This window comes from Roseivivax sp. THAF197b (assembly GCF_009363255.1).
Classification (GTDB): domain Bacteria; phylum Pseudomonadota; class Alphaproteobacteria; order Rhodobacterales; family Rhodobacteraceae; genus Roseivivax.
Window position 1 is genome coordinate 1,180,161 of record NZ_CP045318.1, and the last position, 19,060, is coordinate 1,199,220.

Sequence of the window (19,060 nt, forward strand, 5' to 3'; positions counted from 1 at the left end):
GCGACCTTCCCACAAGTGTCCGACGAAACCACAGACCGCTGAAATTGCAACCCTTGCCTTGCGGCAATCGGCTCCTGTCGGGCGGGGCGCGCATTCCTTGTTCATCCGGGATGCATCCCGCGCCTTCCCCGTCGTCACCGCGTGCCGCGCAGCGGGGAAGGTTTGACACTTCCATGCCGGTGTTCTTACCCTCGCATTTCGACGCCGGAAGAAGGAGCTCCCATGCTTGATGACGCGCCACGGGGCCCCATTGCCCGGATCGAGAACCTGCGGGTCGAATTTCAGACGCGGGCGGGCACCGTCGCAGGCGTGAAGGATCTGTCCTTCTCCATCGATCCCGGAGAGACGGTCTGCGTCGTGGGCGAAAGCGGATCGGGCAAGTCCGTCTCCTCGCTGTCGCTGATGCGGCTCATTGAATTCTCGGGCGGGGCGATTGCGGGCGGAACGCTGGTTTTCGACCGCAAGGAGGGCGGCACGCTCGATCTGGCAGGGGCCGAGCAGGACCTGATGCGCACCATCCGAGGCAACGAGATCGGCATGATCTTCCAGGAGCCGATGACCGCGCTGAACCCCGTCTTCACCATCGAACGGCAGCTCACCGAAGGGCTGCGCGTGCATCGTGGCATGGACCAGAAGGCTGCCCGCGCCCGTGCGCTGGAGCTTCTGCGCGAGGTGCGCATTCCCGAACCCGAACGCCGCCTGAAGCAATATCCTCACGAGCTTTCGGGCGGCATGCGCCAGCGGGTGGTGATCGCCATGGCGCTGGCCTGCAAGCCGCGGCTGCTCATTGCCGATGAGCCGACGACCGCGCTCGACGTGACGATCCAGGCGGAGATCCTGGCGCTGATCGACCGACTTAAGCGCGAAACCGGCACGGCGGTGATGTTCATCACGCATGACATGGCTGTGGTGGCACAGATGGCCGACCGCGTCGTGGTGATGTTCCGGGGCGAGAAGGTAGAGGAGGGGCCCGTGGCCGACATCTTCGCAGCGCCCACGCATCCCTATACGCAGGCGCTTCTGGCGGCGGTGCCGAAGCTCGGAGAGATGGCGGGCACGGATGCGCCAGCCCCCATGAAGCTCGTGGGGCGCGACGATCAGGCGACCGATCCGATCCCCGGCACGGACGAGACGCTGTTGCGCGTCGAGGGGCTGACCACGCGCTTTCCGGTGCAGGGCGGGTTCTTCCGCCGGACGGTGGCCAATGTGCACGCGGTCGAGGATCTGTCCTTCACGATCAATCGCGGCCAGACGCTGAGCCTTGTGGGCGAATCGGGCTGCGGGAAATCCACCGCGGGCCGGTCCATTCTGCGGCTGGTGGAGCCGCTTTCCGGCAGTGTCGACCTCGATGGTACGGATATCATCGGGCTGAATGACCGCGATCTGCGCCGCGCGCGGGTCGATATGCAGATGATCTTCCAGGATCCCTTCGCCTCGCTCAACCCGCAGATGCAGCTGGCCGATCAGGTGGCGGAGCCCTTGTGGAATTATGACGGGCTGGGGCTGCCCAAGGATGGCATCCGCGACAAGGTGGCGAACCTGTTTGACCGGGTGGAGCTGCCGCGCAGCTTCATGCAGCGCTATCCGCACGAGTTGTCGGGCGGGCAGCGCCAGCGGATCGCCATTGCCCGGGCGCTGGCGCTCAATCCGAAGCTGATTGTCGCGGATGAGGCGGTCTCGGCGCTCGACGTGTCGGTGCAGGCGCAGGTCCTGAACCTGATGCTGGAGCTGCAGGCCGAAATGGGGCTGTCCTTCCTGTTCATCTCCCACGACATGGCGGTGGTCGAGCGCGTCTCGCATTACGTGGGCGTGATGTATCTGGGCCGGATCGTCGAGATCGGCCCCCGCCGCGCGGTCTTCGAGGACCCGCGCCACCCCTATACGCAGGCGCTGATGAAAGCGGTGCCCATTGCCGATCCCGCGCGGCGCAAATCCGAGCGGGACCTGAACTTCAAGCCGATCCCGTCACCCATTCACCCGGTGGGGTATGAGCCTGTGGCGAATGTGTACGAGGAAGTGGGGCCGGGGCATCGGGTACTGGTGTCGGAGAGTGGCTACTGAGGGAACGCCTTCGGTGGGGTCGCGGGCGTTCGTTGCACGAACCCAAAACCGGGTTCTCATTCGTGTGACGGTGCAAGCCCTATACAAGCGATTCCCGTTATGCGAGTCTCAAATACATAACTAAAACACCATATAATTGAGGTAGTTATGAGAACGATCGGGACAGCCGTGGCTATTGTCGCGGCCAGTGCATCATTTGCGCACGCACAGGAAAAAGTGTTCGGTGAAGTCGGGCTCGGCTATGGCCGGGCAACCAGCGAAGACTTCGACGGCGCGGCTGATACGATAACCCTCCAGGGCGGTGCGGCCTTCGTCTCCGGCGCGGGTCTCGGGATCCAGCTCGACGGATTTGCGGCCAACACCCATGTCGATGATTACGGCGATCTCGATACCAGCTATTTCGCGACGCATATCTACGGCGATTTCGGCCGCGGCAAGGTCGGTCTGTTCGGCGGCTCGCTCAATCTCGGTGAGATCGAGATCTATGATGTCGGCTCGGCGGACCTGGATCAGACGGTCTCCACCTACGGGATCGAGGGCCAGATGACGCAGGGTCTCTATACCTTCGGTGGGTATCTCGGCTCTGCGGATATCGAGGGCGTGGACGATGTCGACGTGACCCTGATCGGTGTCGGCGGCGACGTGGCCCTGTCCGAGACGCTTCAGCTGAGCGCGAACTACGACTCGCTGTCCGCGTCCCTCGACGGGGTCGACGACAATCTCGACGTCAACACGCTCTCCGTCGGGGGGAATTACTTCGTGGCGGCAGGGGATGCGCCGGTGAGACTATCCGCCGGTCTGTCGCGCAGCTCTGCAAGCTTTGGCGGCGAGACCTCCAATGCCACCTCCGTGAATGTGGGCGCGACGCTGCTGTTCGGCGGCTCCCGCAATGCCAACCGCGAGAGCCTGTTCGACTCGTTCCGCGTTCCGTTCTGAGGCCATCCCCGCCTGTGTTCGGAGGGAAACCGGGTCGCGCGCAAGCGCGGTCCGGTTTTTCGTTTTTCTTGAGGGGTATGTGACGCGCTTGGCTTGCGGTCTCGGCCTGTGCACATATCATCGGGTGATGCAGGCGCTGCTGGCCGCGGTGCCGGTTGCGGACCCAGCGCGGCGCAAATCCGAGCGGGACCTGAACTTCAAGCCGATCCCGTCACCCATTCACCCGGTGGGGTATGAGCCCGTGGCGAATGTGTACGAGGAGGTGGGGCCGGGGCATCGGGTTTTGGTGTCGGAGAGTGGGTATTGAGTGGAGAGTTTTTGAAAACTAGAGATGCAAGATAGTTACTGTTATTGTGCCTGCCGAATAAGACGTGTTCAAGAAAAATTTCATGAGGTGTAAGTGTCTAATAGAAATAGTCTTAAAAGAAATGAATTGTTGAGAAAGACGCCAGCATGGAGCGGATTTTACCTGCATTTTACTGGTGGATTTTATGCCTCTATGATTTCGAAGGGTCTCTGGGATATTGGGCCGATTTTATACGAAGGGCGGCCCGCTATAAGTGGAAGCTATTCTATGGGCGAAGTTCAGGCAATAGCACGTCGAAGTTCGTTTCGGGCGTTAGGATTTCAGCAATCTGGTATAATTGATGGGAGTTACTACTCCTCTTGGATTCCAGTGATGGACGGAAAGAATAATCACTCTGAATCACCGGTTATGTTATGGGGTAATATCGCATCGCATTTATTAAAAGAGCGAAAAGAACGGTTTAGTGATAGTCGTTTGTGCGCGGATGATATCGACATGGAAAAGATATTTGATAGTCGAGGGGGTATTGAGGCTCTGGCCCACTTCATTCGTCTAAGCCTCGAGAGTATGGATATAACGGTAGAAGCTCTGGCGTCATACTATAACGAACAGCTTCTCAATGGGATGTTTGACGGTAGAGTGTCTGGTGAGCGTTCGGATAATACGCAGTCGCGGCTACTATATGCAAATATCCATGCATTTTTTGTTCATATTGGCGCTGCGAGGGACTATCTGGCAAAATTTATTGCTTTACGCAATCACAACATATCAAACAAATGCGATTCTATGGTGAAATTAGTGAGGTCTCTCAGTGTGGAAAGTTTTCCTGATGATGCAATGTTGAAGTTTCTCCTTGATTCGAAGTGTATAATTAGAAGCAGTAGCGGTAAGGGAGACTTTGAATTTTCGGGCTGGTTGAAGGATCTGTCAAGCTTACGAAATAAGTTCATTCACCGTGAGCCGTTTGGTACTCGATCATCAGAAATGTTTGGTTCGGTAAAGCCCGCTTCGTTAGAAGATAATACAATGAGATATTTTCGGAATGTGGAAATTGAAGGGCAAGATGAGGTTGATGTTCTGGACCTCGTAGCTCGAATATATACTTTTGGTTCATACTTGTTTCACGAAATGGCCAGATTGTCAGGTTTGAATTCTAGTGTTCAGACTCTTACGGATAAAGATTTAGTATCGCTACGAATTTCATAATATTTGAGGTTTGGTGTGCGCGGCATGAAGATCATTGGCTCACTGTATTGCTAGTCTCTGACTAGAACCTCTCCGCGGTTGAATAGGTGAGTAGCTACTTCCCCCCACCACCCCCCTCCGCTATCACCCACCCCATGACCCGAACCAACATCATCTGCATCAAGTGGGGCACGCTCTTCGGGCCGGAATATGTCAACCGGCTCTATTCCGGCGTGCGGCGGAACCTCGGCACCCCCATCCGCTTCCTCTGCATGACCGAACACACAGACGGCCTGCACCCCGATATCGAGGTGCTGAGCCTCCCCGAAGAGCCCTTCCGGGCCGAAATGGACGCGGCGCTTGCGGTCGCCAACCGGCAGGGGGCCATGCGCAAGACCTCGCTCTTCCGCGAGGGGCTCATCCCGGATCTCGACGGGCCGGTGCTGGGCTTCGATCTCGACGTGGTCATCACCGGCGATCTGCAACCGATCCTCGAGCTTGCGCCGGGCCATGTCGCCATGCGCCACGACTGGACCGAGAAGCGGAAGGGGCGGCCCACCGGGCATGGCTCGGTCTTCCGGTATGACCCGGGCGTGCACGGCTTTCTCTATGACGATCTGGCGGAGAACCCTTATGCGGAGGTCGAAAAGGCCCGCGGGTCCGAGCAGCGCTACACCTCGCACAAGGCGATGGATCGGGGTGTCTTCACCTATATCCCCGAGGATTGGGTCGTGTCCTACAAGTACGATTGCAATCCGTTTCCGGGCAATTACCTGCGCCCGCCCATCTTGCCCGAGGAGGCGCGTGTCGTGTGTTTTCACGGCCATCCCAAGATGGATGAGGCGATCGACGGCTATCGCGGCTCGCTCATCCGGTACTCGAAGCCGTGCCCCTGGCTGCGCGAGCACTGGATCGACCGGACGGCGGCGGATCTGGGGCCGGACTGGGCGTAGAGGACCGGGCTTTATCCGGTGAGTGGTCTGGCGGCCTTCCGCCGAACCCCGTTTTGGCGGCATCCCGCCGAGACTATGTTTTGCGGCATCCCGCCGCGGTGCGGCACCGTCCCGGTCTTGCTCCAGCGCAGCCCGCGCGATAAGAGCCGGGCCTGACAGAGATTTGAGCGAAAAGGGCCGCCTCATGCGTCGCGTTGTCGTCACCGGAATGGGCCTCGTGACCCCGCTTGCTACTGGGGTCGAGGAAAGCTGGAGCCGCATCCTTGCGGGGAAATCGGGCGCGGGCACGATCTCCAAGTGGGACGCCTCGCATCTCGCCACGGATTACGCCTGCGAGGTGATCTGGGGCGACGGGTCGGACGGCACGTTCAATCCGGACGAGTGGATGGCCGTGAAGGACCGCCGCAAGGTCGACGACTTCATCCTCTACGGCATCGCCGCGGCAGAGCAGGCCGTGCAGATGGCGGGTTGGACGCCCGAGGGCGAAGAGGACCGTTTGCGCACGGGCGTCATGATCGGCTCGGGTATCGGCGGGCTGAACTCCATCGCCGAGACCGCCATCCTGATCAAGGAGAAGGGGCCGCGACGCGTGTCGCCGTTCTTCATTCCCGGCGCGCTGATCAACCTGATCTCGGGCCAGGTGTCGATCAAGTACGGCTTCAAGGGGCCGAACCATGCGGTCGTGACGGCGTGTTCCACCGGCGCGCATGCCATCGGCGACGCCTCGCGGCTCATCCAGCATGGCGACGCCGACGTGATGATCGCGGGCGGCGCGGAGGCGGCCATTTCCGAGATCGGCATCGCGGGCTTCAACGCCTGCAAGGCGCTTTCTACCAAGCGCAGCGACGATCCCGCAAAGGCGAGCCGTCCCTATGACGCGGATCGCGACGGTTTCGTGATGGGCGAGGGCGCGGGCGTCGTGGTGCTGGAGGAATACGAGCACGCGGTCGCGCGCGGTGCGACGATCTACGCGGAAGTGGCGGGCTACGGGCTTTCCGGCGATGCCTACCATATCACGGCCCCCTCCGAGGACGGCGAGGGCGGCGAGCGGTCCATGCGCGCGGCGCTGAAGAATGCCGGGCTGGAGCCTGCCGATATCGACTACATCAACGCGCATGGCACCTCGACCATGGCTGACGTGATCGAGCTGGGCGCGGTGGAACGGATGATGGGCGACGCGGCCTCCAAGGTCACCATGTCCTCAACCAAATCCGCCACGGGCCACCTTCTGGGTGCTGCCGGTGCGATCGAGGCGATCTTCTCGATCCTCGCGATCCGCGATCAGGTGGCGCCGCCGACGATCAACCTCGACAACATCGCGGTCGAGACGAAGGTGGACCTTGCGCCCAACGCCAAGGTCGAGCGCGAGATCACCCATGCCTTGTCGAACTCCTTCGGCTTCGGCGGCACCAATGCCAGCGTGGTTTTCTCCAAGGTCGGCTGAAATCCGCGTGACCATGCCCGGCCCCGGGCTTTTCTCCGGCAGCCGGGGCGGGCACATATAGATCGAAGGGGGCGGTCGCTCGGCCGCGCCTGTCGCAATAAAGAGCAGGGCAATATCCATGTGGCGCAACATCGCCTCGAACGCGCTGACCTTCCTGGTCGTGGTCGTCTTCCTATTCGGCGGCATGCTGATCTGGGCGCAGCAGGAATACGAGGCGGCGGGCCCCCTGGGCGAGCCCATCTGCCTCGAAGTGCCGCGCGGCACCAACATGACCCGGGTTTCTGACAATCTCGCCGAGCAGGGCGCGGTGTCCTCCGGCATGCTGTTTCGCTTGGGTGCGGATTACGCCGACAAGACGCAGGAGCTGAAAGCGGGCTCTTACCTGGTGCCGGAAGGCGCCTCGATGCGCGAGATCGTCGACATCGTGACCCGCGGCGGCGCCTCGACCTGCGGCACCGAAGTGGTCTACCGCATCGGTGTCACCGCGGCCGAGGTGGAAGTGCGCGAACTGGATCCGGCCACGGGCCGCTTCGTGGAGATCGCGGAATTCAACCCTGCCGCCGAAGAGGCGCCGCAAGCCTACCAGGACGTGCGCGCCCGGGCCGACACCCGCTACCGCGTGACCCTGGCCGAGGGTGTGACAAGCTGGCAGGTCATCGAGGAGTTGAAATCCGTCGATGTGTTGCAGGGCGAGGTCGAGGTCCCGGCGGAGGGATCGCTCGCGCCCGACAGCTATGAGGTCGCCGAGGGCGATACCCGCGCAAGCCTGATCGAGCGGATGCGCCGCGCGCAGGACATCATCCTTGCCGATGCCTGGGCCAATCGTGACGACGACCTGCCGCTGGAAAGCCCGACCGAGGCGCTGATCCTCGCCTCGATCATCGAGAAGGAAACGGGCGGCGCAGAGGAACGTCCGCAAGTGGCCTCCGTCTTCATCAACCGCCTGCGGCAGGGCATGCGCCTTCAGACCGACCCGACGGTGATCTACGGCATCACGGGCGGCGAGGGCACGCTGGGCCGTGGCATCCGCCAGTCGGAGCTGCGCGCGGAGACGCCCTACAACACCTATGTCATCGACGGGCTGCCGCCGACACCCATCGCCAATCCGGGCCGGGCCTCGATCGAGGCGGCACTGAATCCCGACGAGACCGAGTACCTCTTCTTCGTGGCCAAGACGCTCGATCCGTCCGACGGGCATCTCTTCGCGCAGACCCTGGCCGAGCATAACGAGAATGTCGCCGCCTACCGGCGTCTCGAGGCCGAGCGCGCCAATCAGTAAAGCCGCGAAAGGATCGCCGGGATGAAAGAGCTGCGCGTGATCGTGACGGGCGGGACCATCGACAAGGTCCACGATCCGGCGAGCGAAGGGCTGTCCTTTTCGCCCGACGGCGCTACGCATCTGCCGGAGATGCTGCGCATCGGGCGCTGCCATTTCCCGGTGGTCGAAAAGCTGATGCTGAAGATTCGCTTTATTTCGACGATGCGGATCGGGCCGCCATCGCGGAGGCGGTGCGTGCCGCACCCGAGCCTTCAATTGTGCTGACACATGGCACCGGTACGATGGGGCAGACGGCGCGTTATCTCGCCGCGGAATTGGGCGACACGGACAAGTGCGTGGTGCTGACAGGCGCGATGCGGCCCTTTTCGCTTTATGCCTCGGATGGCGAGTTCAATCTCGGCGCCGCAATCGTCGCGGCACAGATCCTGGAGCCGGGGGTCTGGGGCGTGATGAACGGCCGGGTCTTCCCGGCGGCGCGGCTCGACAAGAACGTGGATCAGGGCCGCTTCGACATCTGAAGCGCGGCGTCTGATTTCAGGACGCGCCACAAAACCTCCTCGCCTGCGCGTTCCACACCGTCGCTTAGGCGCCACACCCTGTCACGACCGGACTATAAATATCTCCGGGGTCGTCATTGTCGCGCCATTGGTCCGAGAGACAATGGCGACCGAGGGGCAGGGCCCCTCGCTCCCTCAATCGTCATGTCTTTAAACGCTGGTGTCGGTATCCGGACGGCGACACAGGCGGCTGACCGAGGCCTCGAGTGACGCGGTCGGAATTTTGAGATCACCCTTCGATGCCGTGGCGGGGGCAGGAGCGAGGGGCCGGCCCCTCGCGCTCCCCGGAGGTATTTATGGTCCGGTCGTGACATCGTGCTGCGCAGAACCGCCAGAGGTGGGACGCGCGGATGGAGAGGGGGCGGCTCAGAGCTGGGCCATGACCTCGTCGGAGGCTTCGAAATTCGTCGTCACGCGCTGCACGTCGTCGTCATCCTCGAGCGCGTCCACGAGCTTCATCAGCGATTGCATGCCATCGAGGTCAAGCTCGGTCGTGGTGGAGGGTTTCCAGACGAGGCGCGTGGTCTCGGACTCGCCCAGCTCGGCCTCGAGTGCGGTCGAGACCTCGTTGAGATCCGTATCGGCGCACCAGATCACGTGACCGTCCTCGGAGCTTTCCACGTCCTCGGCGCCTGCCTCGATCGCGGCCATCATCACGGTGTCCGCATCGCCCACGGAGGCCGGGTAGATCACTTCGCCCTTGCGGTCGAACATGAAACCCACGGAGCCCGTCTCGCCCATATTGCCGCCATTCTTCGAAAACGTGGAGCGCACGTTCGAAGCGGTGCGGTTGCGGTTGTCGGTCATCGCCTCGACGATCACCGCGACGCCGTTCGGCCCGTAGCCTTCGTAGCGGATTTCCTCATAGGCTTCGCTGTCGCCGCCGGTGGCCTTCTTGATCGCACGCTCGATCACGTCCTTCGGCACCGATTGCGACTTGGCTTCCTTCACCGCGAGCCTGAGGCGCGGGTTCTTCTCGGGGTCCGGATCGCCCATCTTGGCGGCGACGGTGATTTCCTTGGACAGCTTCGAGAAGAGCTTGGAGCGCGCGGCGTCCTGGCGTCCCTTACGATGCTGGATATTCGCCCATTTGGAATGGCCGGCCATGTTTGCCTCACTCACGTCTGTCTGAAAGTCGAGGCTCATATAGGGGAGGAGGCGGGGCGGGGGCAAGCCCGTGCGGCGCGGTCCTTGCAGATACGGGCGCGCCGGGCCATGAGGAGGCATGCAATCGATCCTTGCGGGCTTCACGCTCGGCTTTTCCCTGATCCTGGCCATCGGCGCGCAGAACGCTTTCGTTCTGCGGCAGGGGCTGATGCGTCTGCATGTGCTGCCGGTGGTTCTGACCTGTGCTGTCTCGGATGCGGTGCTGATCGCGGGCGGGGTCGCGGGCTTCGGCGCGCTGGTGGAGCGGCTGCCCTGGCTCGAGAATGCGATGCGGCTTTTCGGGGCGGCGTTTCTGTTCTGGTACGGGAGCCGCGCGCTGATCGCGGCTTGGCGGGGTGGCACGGCGCTCGAGGCGGGGCAGGCGGCGCCGTCGCTGCAGGGCTCCATCGTGACCTGTCTCGCGCTCACATGGCTCAACCCGCATGTCTATCTCGACACGGTGGTGCTTCTGGGCGGGATATCGGCGCAATATCCCAGCGCGCTGCGCTTTGCCCTGGGCGCGATGACCGCGTCTTTCGTCTTCTTCTTCTCGCTCGGATACGGGGCGCGGGCCCTGGCGCCGCTTTTCGCGCGGCCGCGGGCGTGGCAGGTGCTCGATGCGCTCGTGGGACTGACGATGTATGCAATCGCGGTCTCGCTTCTTCTTGGCTGAGCGGCCCCTTGCAATCCCGCCGCGTCCCGCGCTTGATGGCGCCATGACGGACAGCATGCAGCGCCCGCTTCAGGGCATCCTTTGGATGGTCGTGACCGGGATCTGCTTCGTGATGGTCACGGCGCTCGTCAAAGCGCTGGGGACCCGCATACCGCCCACCGAAAGCGCGTTTCTCCGCTATCTCCTCGGGCTTGTATTCCTGATCCCGGTCTGGCGCGTGCTGGTGGCGGCACGGCTCAGCCGACGGCAATGGACGTTGTTTTCCATCCGCGGGCTGATGCACGGGCTGGGCGTGATCTGCTGGTTCTTTGCCATGACGCGCATTCCCATCGCCGAGGTGACGGCGATGAATTACCTCAACCCCGTCTTCGTGAGCGTACTGGCCGTGCTCTTTCTGGGCGAGCGGATCCGCGCGCCGCGCATCCTGGCCATCGTGGCGGCCCTGCTCGGTGCGCTCATCATCCTGCGGCCCGGCATGCGCGTGCTCGATCCGGGGCATTTTGCGATGATGGTGACGGCGCTGACCTTCGCGGGGGGCTATCTTCTGGCCAAGATCCTGTCGGACGAGGTGTCGGCATCGGTCGTGGTGGCGATGCTGTCGGTGAGCGTGACACTGGTGCTCTTTCCCTTCGCGCTCGTGGGCTGGGTCTGGCCCACGCTTTGGGAGTTCGGCATCCTCTTCGCCGTCGCCTTCTTCGCCACGGCGGGGCACTACACGATGACGCGGGCCTTCGCGGCAGCCCCCGTCACCGTGACACAGCCGGTGATCTTCCTGCAGCTTGTCTGGTCCGTTCTGATCGGTGCGGCCTTTTTCGGCGAGCCGCCCGATCCTTTCGTGATCGCGGGCGGGACCCTGATCATCGTGGCCGTCAGCTTCATGACCTGGCGGGAGGCGCGCGCCAACCGCCGCCGGGTCACACCTGCGTTTCACGCAACGAAGCATTGACCAAGCCTTAACTGTTTCCATTCCAGAAATGATCACAGGGGCGGCACGATCCTGCCCCAATTGCGCGGAAAGGTGAGATCACAGACCCGAAGAGGTCCGAAAAACGGTGTAACGGAGTGCAAGATATGTTCGCTAACAACCAATTGACCGAGAATTTCGACGATGTCGCCAGCTTCGCTCTGGGTGAGCGCGCAAAGGTGTTGTCCGACACGGAATGGCGGTTCCGCATGCGCGGCTACGGCTACAATCTGCGTCGGACGGATCATGGCTACGAAGTGGCCCGCCTGCCGCAGATGAGCGTTCTGGGAATGATTGAGGCCTGATCGAGTATATGAATATCGCTGAACGCTGACGCCCGGAGCCATTGGCTGCCGGGCGTTTTCATGTCTGGCCTGCGCTCTTTCGGGATATTGATTGACGAGTCAATCAGTGCGCATTACCTCTGGGTCACCAACCGAGGAAATGCGATGAACCGGCCCAACATCCTTGTCGTCATGGTCGACCAGCTGAACGGAACGCTGTTTCCGGACGGCCCGGTGGATTGGCTCCATACGCCCAATCTTGCCGCGCTGGCTGCGCGCTCGACCCGTTTTGCCAATGCCTACACGGCCTCGCCGCTCTGCGCGCCGGGGCGGGCGGCCTTCATGTCGGGGCAATTGCCCTCGGAGACGGGCGTCTATGACAACGCGGCCGAGTTCGCGTCGTCCATCCCGACCTATGCGCATCACCTGCGCCGTGCGGGGTACCAGACCTGCCTCTCGGGCAAGATGCATTTCGTTGGGCCGGATCAGCTCCACGGCTTCGAGAGCCGCCTGACCACGGACATCTACCCCGCAGATTTCGGCTGGACGCCGGATTACCGCAAACCCGGTGAGCGGATCGACTGGTGGTATCACAATCTGGGATCCGTGACCGGCGCGGGCGTGGCCGAGATCTCGAACCAGATGGAATATGACGACGCGGTCGCCTTCGAGGCGGAGCAGAAGCTCTACGATCTGGCGCGCGGACAGGATGCGCGGCCGTGGATGCTGACCGTCAGCTTCACCCATCCGCATGATCCTTACGTGGCGCGGCGCAAATACTGGGACCTTTACGCGGATTGCGCCCATCTGGAGCCGGACGTTCCCGCGATGGATTATGCCGATCACGATCCCCATTCGCAGCGCATCTTCGACGCCAACGATTGGCGCAGTTTCGAGATTTCCGAGGACGATATCCGCCGGTCGCGGCGGGCGTATTTTGCCAATATCTCCTACCTCGACGACAAGATCGGCGGCATCCTCGACGTGCTCGAGCGTACGCGGCAGGAGGCCATCGTGGTCTTCGTCTCGGATCACGGCGACATGCTGGGCGAGCGGGGCCTCTGGTTCAAGATGAGCTTCTACGAGGGCTCGGCAAGGGTGCCGCTGATGATCGCGGCGCCGAATATGGCGCCGGGTCTTGTGGAAACGCCCGTATCGACCATCGATCTGTGCCCCACGCTTTGCGATCTGGCCGGTGTCTCCATGGCCGAGGTGATGCCCTGGACGACCGGGGAAAGCCTCGTGCGGCTGGGGCAGGGTGGGGCGCGCAAGAGCCCCGTGGCGATGGAATATGCCGCCGAAGCCTCCTACTCGCCGCTTGTGGCCCTCCGGCAGGGGCGGTGGAAATACACCAACTGCGCACTCGATCCCGAGCAGCTTTTCGATCTCGACGCCGATCCGCATGAATTGACCAATCTCGCCGAGGATCCGGCCCATGCCGCGACGCTGGAGGCTTTCCGGCTGGAAGCCGCCGCGCGCTGGGATCTGGAGTCCTTCGATGCCGAGGTGCGGAAAAGCCAGGCCCGCCGCTGGGTCGTCTACGAGGCGCTGCGGCAGGGTGGCTATTACCCGTGGGATTTCCAGCCGCTGCGCGACGCGTCGGATCGCTACATGCGCAATCACATGGACCTCAACGAGGTTGAAACCAACCAGCGTTTCCCGAGAGGAGAATGACGATGGACATCGAGTACGACACGCAACCCAAAGCCAGCCATTACGTCGATGGCGCCTATCTCGAAGATGACGCGGGCGAGGTGATCGAGGTCATCTATCCCGCGACGGGCGCAGTGATCGGGCGCGTGCATCAGGCGACCGATGGTTTGATCGAGAAGGCTGTCGCGGCAGCCAGGCGCGCGCAGGCCGAATGGGCCAAGGTGAGCCCGCGCGAGCGCGGCCGCATCCTGACGCGCGCCGCGCAGATCATGCGCGAGCGCAACCGCCCGCTGTCGGTTCTGGAAACCTACGATACCGGCAAACCGTTGCAGGAGACGCTGGTGGCCGATGCGACCTCCGGTGCCGATGCGCTCGAGTATTTCGGGGGCATCGCGGCGGGGCTGACCGGTGAGCATATCCCGCTGGGTGAGGATTGGGCCTATACAATGCGTGAGCCGCTGGGGGTTTGCGCAGGCATCGGCGCGTGGAACTACCCCACGCAGATCGCCTGCTGGAAGGCCGCACCGGCGCTCGCCTGCGGCAACGCGATGATCTTCAAACCGTCCGAGACCACGCCGCTTTGCGCGCTCAAGGTGGCCGAGATCCTGACCGAGGCGGGATTGCCCGACGGGCTGTTCCAGGTGCTGCAGGGCATGGGGCCCGTGGGCGCCGCGCTCTCGACCCATCCCGGCATCGACAAGGTGTCGCTGACAGGATCCGTGCCGACAGGGCAGAAGGTCTATGCGGCGGCCGCCGGTGAGCTGAAGCACGTCACCATGGAGCTCGGCGGCAAATCGCCGATGCTGGTCTTCAACGATGCCGATCTCGACGATGCGGTGGGCGGCGCAATCCTGGGGAATTTCTATTCCTCGGGGCAGATCTGTTCGAACGGCACCCGCGTCTTTGTGCAGAAGGGGCTGAAGGATCGTTTCGTCGAACGGCTGCAGGAGCGGTTGGAAGGCGCGGTGATCGGCGATCCCTTGGACGAGGCCACGAATTTCGGGCCGATGGTGAGCCAGAGGCAGATGGAGATCGTGCAGGGCTACCTTGAGAAAGGCGTGGCCGAAGGCGCGCGGCTGGTCACGGGCGGCAAGCGGCTTGACCAGGACGGCTTCTGGCTGACGCCCGCGATCTTCGACGGGGTAACCGACGAGATGACCATTGCGCGCGAGGAGATCTTCGGGCCCGTGCTATCGGTCTTCGAATTCGAGACCGAGGAAGAGGGCATCGCGCGGGCCAATGATACGCCCTTCGGGCTGTCGGCGGGTGTCTTCACCCGCGATATTTCGCGCGCGCACCGGGTGATCGGGGAATTGCAGGCCGGGACCTGTTTCATCAATTCCTACAACGATGCGCCGGTGGAAATGCCCTTTGGCGGCGTGAAGATGTCGGGTGTGGGGCGCGAGAACGCCAAGGCCGCCATCGAGCATTATTCGCAGGTGAAGTCGGTCTATGTGCGCATGGGCCGGGTGGAGGCGCCGTTCTGAGGCTGCTCCTCCGCCCTCGCGGGCGTCCTCGCAGGGATTGCGACCTGCGATCCCGCGGGCCGCGCGGGCGGGGGATTTCGGATATTTGCTGGGGAGGCGCTTGAGGGGCAGGTCTGCCCTCAAGGCGCCATGACAAGTGTGAGGTGGCTCCGGCGCGCCTCAAGGACAGGCCGCGGCCAAGCCGCGGTGGCCCTGAAGGGCCATCCTTGACCCGCCCCGGAGCCACGCGAAGGAGCGTGAGATGCAAGCGGAATACGTGATCGTTGGCGCGGGCAGTGCGGGCTGCGCCATGGCCTACCGTCTGGCCGAGGCGGGCCGGTCGGTGATCGTGATCGAGGAAGGCGGCTGGGATGGCGGGCCGTTCATCCAGATGCCGGGGGCGCTCAGCTACCCGATGAACATGAAGATGTACGACTGGGGTTACGCGTCCGAACCCGAGCCGCATCTCGGCGGACGCCGTCTGGCCACGCCGCGCGGCAAGGTGATCGGCGGGTCCTCCTCGATCAACGGGATGGTCTATGTGCGCGGCCATGCGAAGGATTTCGACCATTGGCGCGATCAGGGCGCCGATGGCTGGGGCTATGCCGACGTGCTGCCCTATTTCAAGCGCCTGGAGACGTCGCATGGCGGACAGGCGGGCTGGCGCGGCACGGACGGGCCGCTCCATGTCACGCGCGGGCCGCGCGACAACCCGCTGACGCAGGCCTTCGTGGAGGCGGGGCGCCAGGCGGGCTACGAGACCACCGACGATTACAACGGCGAGAAGCAGGAAGGTTTCGGGCCGATGGAGGCCACGATCCATCGCGGAGTGCGCTGGTCGGCGGCCCATGCCTATCTGCGCCCGGCGCAGAAGCTGGGGGCGGAGTTGGTGCGCGGGCTCGCACGCCGGATCGTGATGGAAGATGGCCGGGCAACCGGCGTGGAAGTGCGCTTCCCGAACGGGACGGAGATCGTGCGCGCGGGCCGGGAGGTGATCGTCGCGGCGTCCTCGCTCAATTCGCCGAAGCTGCTGATGCAGTCGGGGATTGGCCCTGCCGCGCATCTGGCCGAGCATGGCATCGACGTGGTCGCGGATCGGCCGGGTGTCGGGCAGAACCTGCAGGACCACCTGGAGCTTTACATCCAGATGGCCGCGAAACAGCCCGTCAGCCTCTTCAAGTACTGGAACCTTCTGGGCAAGGCCTATGTAGGGGCGCGCTGGCTTTTCACGAAGACCGGGCCTGGGGCCTCGAACCAGTTCGAAAGCGCGGCCTTCATCCGCTCGGAGGCGGGCGTGGATTACCCCGATATCCAATACCATTTCTTGCCGCTCGCCGTGCGCTACGACGGCAAGGCCGCGGCCGAGGGGCATGGCTTCCAGGCGCATGTGGGACCGATGCGGTCGAAATCGCGCGGGGCGGTGACGCTGCGTTCGGCAGATCCCGAAGACGCGCCCAAGATCGCGTTCAACTATATGAGCCACGAGGACGACTGGGCCGAGTTCCGCCGCGCAATCCGCCTCACGCGGGAGATCTTCGCGCAGGACGCGTTCAAGCCCTATGCGGATTTCGAGATCCAGCCGGGCGAGGCGGTGCAGAGCGACGCGGCGCTGGATGATTTCGTGCGCGAGCATGCGGAAAGCGCCTATCACCCCTGCGGCACCTGCCGGATGGGGCGCGCGGATGACCGCCATGCGGTGGTCGATCCGCAGGGTCGCGTGATCGGCGTGGAGGGTCTGCGCGTTGCCGACAGCTCGATCTTTCCGCGCATCACCAACGGCAATCTGAACGGCCCCTCGATCATGGTCGGCGAGAAGATCGCGGATCACGTTCTGGGCCGTTACCTGCCGCCGGAGAACGCGGAACCCTGGCTGCATCCAGACTGGCAGACCGCGCAACGATGAAGACCGGACCGGGCCCCAGCGCCCGGTCTTTTTTCGCGATACGCGGCGCGGATTGATCCCGGTCAAGGAAGGGGTGGGGGCATGTGACCGAGATTGGGTCCGACACAAACAGGAGCCCAACATGACTCACGTTCCCCACCAGCTTGTCGAAGACTTCCCCGAACACCGTGCCCGCATTGCCGAGCTGCGCCAGTCGGATGCGCATTTCGCGCGGATGGCGGATGAATATGCCGCGATCAACGGCGAGATTCACCGCATGGAGACGGATGTATCGCCCACGGATGATGCCACTCAGACGGCCAAGCGCAAGGCGCGTGCGGCGTTGAAGGATCAGCTTTACGCCGCGCTTACCCGCGTGCCGGGCTGAGCAGGGCCTCGATCTCGCGCGTCAGAACGGGGGCGAGAGGGCGGGTGGTCGAGCCATAGGTCGCGACCACCGCGCCATCGGGGCCGATCAGGACCTTGTTGAAGTTCCATGTGGGCTCAAACCCGGTTTCCGCACGCAGCCAGGCATAGAACGGATGCGCTGCTGCACCGCGCACGGAGGTGATCGTGGTCATCGGCAGATCAAGGCCGAAATTGACCTCGCAGAATTCCTTCACCTCTTCCTCGGAGCCCAGTTCCTGGCGGAAATCCCCCGAGGGCACGGTCAGGACCACGAGACCCTGATCGCGATACCGGTCGTACAATGTCTGCAACGCATCGTACTGGCCGGTGAAGGCGCAGCGCGAGGCGGTATTGACCACAAGCACCGGCTGGCCGTCCCAGTCCGACATCTCGACCGTCCCGCCATCGATGGAGGGGAAGCTGAAATCGAGCGCGGCCACCGGAAGGGCCGACAGCAGCAAGGCCACGAAGGGCGCGATCAGTCGCGTCATGGAAAACTCTCCTCTGTGTGCCTATGTTTTAGCGTGGAATGGCCACGGTCAAATCACGCCTGCGTCGGCGGATATCCCGGGGCCGATGGAAGGGTCGGACATGGCAGGCGGATGGAGCCGCGACGGCGCGGTCAGCGAACAGATCGAAGCGTCGATCAGCGACGAGCTTGCGCGGCTGAAGGCGCGGCGCGGCCCCGTCGGTGAGAGCCGCACGCATTGCGCCGAATGCGACGAGCCCATTCCCGAAGCGCGCCGCGTGGCGATCCCGGGTGTCAAGCTATGCATCGATTGCCAGTCGGAACGAGACGGCCGTGCGGCGCCGCGCGGGGGCATCAACCGACGGGGCTCCAAGGACAGCCAGTTGAAGTAGCCCATCGCGCCGAGGGCGAATCCTTTTTGCAACAAGACGTTGAAGAAGTGGCCGTAAGACCGCCACTGGCTCCCTGCAACCTTGCCGCGCTGCGGCCCGCTGGGCCATCCTGCCCTAAAAAAACACGAAAAGGCAGGCAGAGCATGGGCAAGGCAACGTATCTGTTGTCCACGGGACGCGTTTCGACGCAGAACATCTACAACACAATCCGCAAGTCGAATTTTCGCGGGCTGGTCGAGCATGAGCCGCTGCGCGTGCATTTCAATCCGCGCCAGACCTTTCGCAAACCCAAGATGTGCGCCGAAATCAAGCGTCGCGACCCGCTGATCGACGCAAAGCTCAACGAGATCGAAAGCGTGCTGGCGCGCGGGGAGCGCTACGTGTCGGCGGGCTGGACCACGTTCACCTGGGCCACGTTCCTGAAATGGCGCTTCGGCGGCGCCGTGTCCTTCGTCGGTCTGGTGCGCAACCCCTACAAGGTCGCGGCCAGCTTCCTCACGCACGATCTGTTTACCGGTGCGCGGCAGGACACGATGCAGCGCTGCGGATTTATCCGGGGCGGCGATCCACGCGTCTATCATGGCGCGTTGGGGGCGGACTGGGCCGACTTCTCGCCCTTCGAGAAATTGCTGTTTCACTGGCTGGAGGCGAACACGCTGATCCTCGAGAGCTGCCGCGCCTATGACGCGCCGCTCTACCGGTTCGAGGAGCTCTACGGCACGAAGACGACGGCCATGCCGATGTTCTATTTCGATCTCGCGGGCATCCATATCCCGAAACCCGACGACGAGCGCGACGCCTATAATTTCGCGCTCAAGGGCGATTACGATTTCACGGTGCGCCCGGCGCTGCGGGACGCCTGCGCGGCGCTCTGCATGGAGCTTGGCTATTCGCGTGACTTTGTTGCGGGGGCCGAAAATGGGCTGGAGCGCTTGCCGGATACCTATTCCAAGGCGCGCGTGGCCTGAAGGCGCGCCGTTCCACCGGTTGTGCGGGACGGC

19 protein-coding genes and 1 pseudogene are annotated in these 19,060 nt (G+C 63.2%); 18 read left to right on the top strand and 2 right to left on the bottom strand.

Features of this window, described 5'->3' with window-relative positions:
• Positions 1-222: 222 nt before the first annotated feature.
• From FIV09_RS05960 to FIV09_RS05995, 9 genes and pseudogenes are all read left to right on the top strand, one after another.
• A complete protein-coding gene (locus tag FIV09_RS05960; RefSeq protein WP_152449136.1) occupies positions 223-2,061 on the top strand; it encodes an ABC transporter ATP-binding protein in 1,839 nt (612 codons plus the stop codon).
• Between the two features lie 216 nt (positions 2,062-2,277).
• Positions 2,278-2,997 carry a hypothetical protein gene (locus FIV09_RS05965; RefSeq protein ID WP_152449137.1) on the top strand — a complete coding sequence of 240 codons (720 nt, stop codon included), beginning with the start codon at positions 2,278-2,280 and terminating at the stop codon, positions 2,995-2,997.
• A gap of 118 nt (positions 2,998-3,115) precedes the next feature.
• Positions 3,116-3,304 (top strand): annotated as a pseudogene (locus FIV09_RS20740) (glutathione ABC transporter ATP-binding protein GsiA); the annotation flags it as partial.
• 93 nt (positions 3,305-3,397) lie between these two features.
• Positions 3,398-4,510 carry a hypothetical protein gene (locus FIV09_RS05975; RefSeq protein WP_152449139.1) on the top strand — a complete coding sequence of 371 codons (1,113 nt, stop codon included), beginning with the start codon at positions 3,398-3,400 and terminating at the stop codon, positions 4,508-4,510.
• A 134-nt stretch (positions 4,511-4,644) separates the two neighbouring features.
• A complete protein-coding gene (locus FIV09_RS05980) occupies positions 4,645-5,442 on the top strand; it encodes a glycosyl transferase (RefSeq protein WP_152449140.1) in 798 nt (265 codons plus the stop codon).
• Between the two features lie 184 nt (positions 5,443-5,626).
• Positions 5,627-6,886, top strand: a complete 1,260-nt coding sequence (fabF, locus tag FIV09_RS05985) for a beta-ketoacyl-ACP synthase II (RefSeq protein ID WP_152449141.1) — start codon at positions 5,627-5,629, stop codon at positions 6,884-6,886.
• Between the two features lie 118 nt (positions 6,887-7,004).
• Positions 7,005-8,165, top strand: coding sequence for an endolytic transglycosylase MltG (mltG, locus tag FIV09_RS05990; protein ID WP_152449142.1), 1,161 nt, complete (start codon positions 7,005-7,007; stop codon positions 8,163-8,165).
• A 21-nt stretch (positions 8,166-8,186) separates the two neighbouring features.
• Positions 8,187-8,429, top strand: coding sequence for a hypothetical protein (locus FIV09_RS20540; protein ID WP_216646966.1), 243 nt, complete (start codon positions 8,187-8,189; stop codon positions 8,427-8,429).
• Positions 8,396-8,683, top strand: a complete 288-nt coding sequence (locus tag FIV09_RS05995; RefSeq protein ID WP_254702453.1) for an asparaginase domain-containing protein — start codon at positions 8,396-8,398, stop codon at positions 8,681-8,683. Before FIV09_RS20540 ends, FIV09_RS05995 begins: the two co-directional genes overlap by 34 nt.
• Positions 8,684-9,088: 405 nt before the next feature.
• On the opposite strand, the gene FIV09_RS06000 is transcribed toward FIV09_RS05995, so the two are convergent.
• Positions 9,089-9,829, bottom strand: a complete 741-nt coding sequence (locus tag FIV09_RS06000; protein ID WP_152449143.1) for a YebC/PmpR family DNA-binding transcriptional regulator — start codon at positions 9,827-9,829, stop codon at positions 9,089-9,091.
• A 118-nt stretch (positions 9,830-9,947) separates the two neighbouring features.
• On the opposite strand from FIV09_RS06000, the gene FIV09_RS06005 reads away from it, so the two are divergent.
• From FIV09_RS06005 to FIV09_RS06035, 7 genes are all read left to right on the top strand, one after another.
• Entirely contained in the window at positions 9,948-10,541 is a 594-nt protein-coding gene (locus FIV09_RS06005; RefSeq protein WP_152449144.1) for a LysE/ArgO family amino acid transporter, read from the top strand.
• A 43-nt stretch (positions 10,542-10,584) separates the two neighbouring features.
• The gene (locus tag FIV09_RS06010) at positions 10,585-11,487 is read left to right on the top strand and encodes a DMT family transporter (RefSeq protein WP_254702317.1); all 903 of its coding nucleotides are present in this window, start codon (positions 10,585-10,587) and stop codon (positions 11,485-11,487) included.
• 125 nt (positions 11,488-11,612) lie between these two features.
• Positions 11,613-11,810, top strand: a complete 198-nt coding sequence (locus FIV09_RS06015) for a hypothetical protein (RefSeq protein WP_152449145.1) — start codon at positions 11,613-11,615, stop codon at positions 11,808-11,810.
• Between the two features lie 144 nt (positions 11,811-11,954).
• On the top strand, positions 11,955-13,463 hold the full coding sequence (gene betC / locus FIV09_RS06020) for a choline-sulfatase (protein ID WP_152449146.1): 1,509 nt from the start codon (positions 11,955-11,957) through the stop codon (positions 13,461-13,463).
• Entirely contained in the window at positions 13,460-14,929 is a 1,470-nt protein-coding gene (gene betB / locus FIV09_RS06025) for a betaine-aldehyde dehydrogenase (protein WP_371417753.1), read from the top strand. Before betC ends, betB begins: the two co-directional genes overlap by 4 nt.
• Positions 14,930-15,170: 241 nt before the next feature.
• Positions 15,171-16,811: a choline dehydrogenase gene (betA, locus tag FIV09_RS06030; RefSeq protein WP_152449147.1), complete on the top strand. Its 1,641-nt coding sequence runs from the start codon at positions 15,171-15,173 to the stop codon at positions 16,809-16,811.
• Positions 16,812-16,932: 121 nt separating this feature from the next.
• Entirely contained in the window at positions 16,933-17,178 is a 246-nt protein-coding gene (locus FIV09_RS06035) for a YdcH family protein (protein ID WP_152449148.1), read from the top strand.
• Here the strand turns inward: FIV09_RS06035 and FIV09_RS06040 are convergent.
• Positions 17,159-17,689, bottom strand: a complete 531-nt coding sequence (locus tag FIV09_RS06040; RefSeq protein WP_152449149.1) for a glutathione peroxidase — start codon at positions 17,687-17,689, stop codon at positions 17,159-17,161. The genes FIV09_RS06035 and FIV09_RS06040 overlap by 20 nt on opposite strands.
• A 100-nt stretch (positions 17,690-17,789) precedes the next feature.
• On the opposite strand from FIV09_RS06040, the gene FIV09_RS06045 reads away from it, so the two are divergent.
• Both FIV09_RS06045 and FIV09_RS06050 read left to right on the top strand, forming a co-directional pair.
• Positions 17,790-18,059 carry a DksA/TraR family C4-type zinc finger protein gene (locus FIV09_RS06045; RefSeq protein ID WP_152449150.1) on the top strand — a complete coding sequence of 90 codons (270 nt, stop codon included), beginning with the start codon at positions 17,790-17,792 and terminating at the stop codon, positions 18,057-18,059.
• A gap of 143 nt (positions 18,060-18,202) precedes the next feature.
• Positions 18,203-19,027 (top strand): hypothetical protein, encoded by an 825-nt coding sequence (locus FIV09_RS06050; protein WP_152449151.1) that lies wholly within the window; start codon positions 18,203-18,205, stop codon positions 19,025-19,027.
• Positions 19,028-19,060: the final 33 nt, after the last annotated feature.

What these genes read in the sequence shown, in the direction of transcription:
- fabF (WP_152449141.1), top strand. Translation starts at nt 5,627, where the DNA reads ATGCGTCGCGTTGTCGTCACCGGAATGGGCCTCGTGACCCCGCTTGCT.
- FIV09_RS06000 (WP_152449143.1), bottom strand. Translation starts at nt 9,829, where the DNA reads ATGGCCGGCCATTCCAAATGGGCGAATATCCAGCATCGTAAGGGACGC.
- FIV09_RS20540 (WP_216646966.1), top strand. Translation starts at nt 8,187, where the DNA reads ATGAAAGAGCTGCGCGTGATCGTGACGGGCGGGACCATCGACAAGGTC.
- betC (WP_152449146.1), top strand. Translation starts at nt 11,955, where the DNA reads ATGAACCGGCCCAACATCCTTGTCGTCATGGTCGACCAGCTGAACGGA.
- FIV09_RS06040 (WP_152449149.1), bottom strand. Translation starts at nt 17,689, where the DNA reads ATGACGCGACTGATCGCGCCCTTCGTGGCCTTGCTGCTGTCGGCCCTT.
- FIV09_RS06005 (WP_152449144.1), top strand. Translation starts at nt 9,948, where the DNA reads ATGCAATCGATCCTTGCGGGCTTCACGCTCGGCTTTTCCCTGATCCTG.
- FIV09_RS05980 (WP_152449140.1), top strand. Translation starts at nt 4,645, where the DNA reads ATGACCCGAACCAACATCATCTGCATCAAGTGGGGCACGCTCTTCGGG.
- FIV09_RS06035 (WP_152449148.1), top strand. Translation starts at nt 16,933, where the DNA reads ATGACTCACGTTCCCCACCAGCTTGTCGAAGACTTCCCCGAACACCGT.
- FIV09_RS06010 (WP_254702317.1), top strand. Translation starts at nt 10,585, where the DNA reads ATGACGGACAGCATGCAGCGCCCGCTTCAGGGCATCCTTTGGATGGTC.
- FIV09_RS06045 (WP_152449150.1), top strand. Translation starts at nt 17,790, where the DNA reads ATGGCAGGCGGATGGAGCCGCGACGGCGCGGTCAGCGAACAGATCGAA.
- mltG (WP_152449142.1), top strand. Translation starts at nt 7,005, where the DNA reads ATGTGGCGCAACATCGCCTCGAACGCGCTGACCTTCCTGGTCGTGGTC.
- FIV09_RS05960 (WP_152449136.1), top strand. Translation starts at nt 223, where the DNA reads ATGCTTGATGACGCGCCACGGGGCCCCATTGCCCGGATCGAGAACCTG.
- betA (WP_152449147.1), top strand. Translation starts at nt 15,171, where the DNA reads ATGCAAGCGGAATACGTGATCGTTGGCGCGGGCAGTGCGGGCTGCGCC.
- FIV09_RS06015 (WP_152449145.1), top strand. Translation starts at nt 11,613, where the DNA reads ATGTTCGCTAACAACCAATTGACCGAGAATTTCGACGATGTCGCCAGC.
- betB (WP_371417753.1), top strand. Translation starts at nt 13,460, where the DNA reads ATGACGATGGACATCGAGTACGACACGCAACCCAAAGCCAGCCATTAC.
- FIV09_RS06050 (WP_152449151.1), top strand. Translation starts at nt 18,203, where the DNA reads ATGGGCAAGGCAACGTATCTGTTGTCCACGGGACGCGTTTCGACGCAG.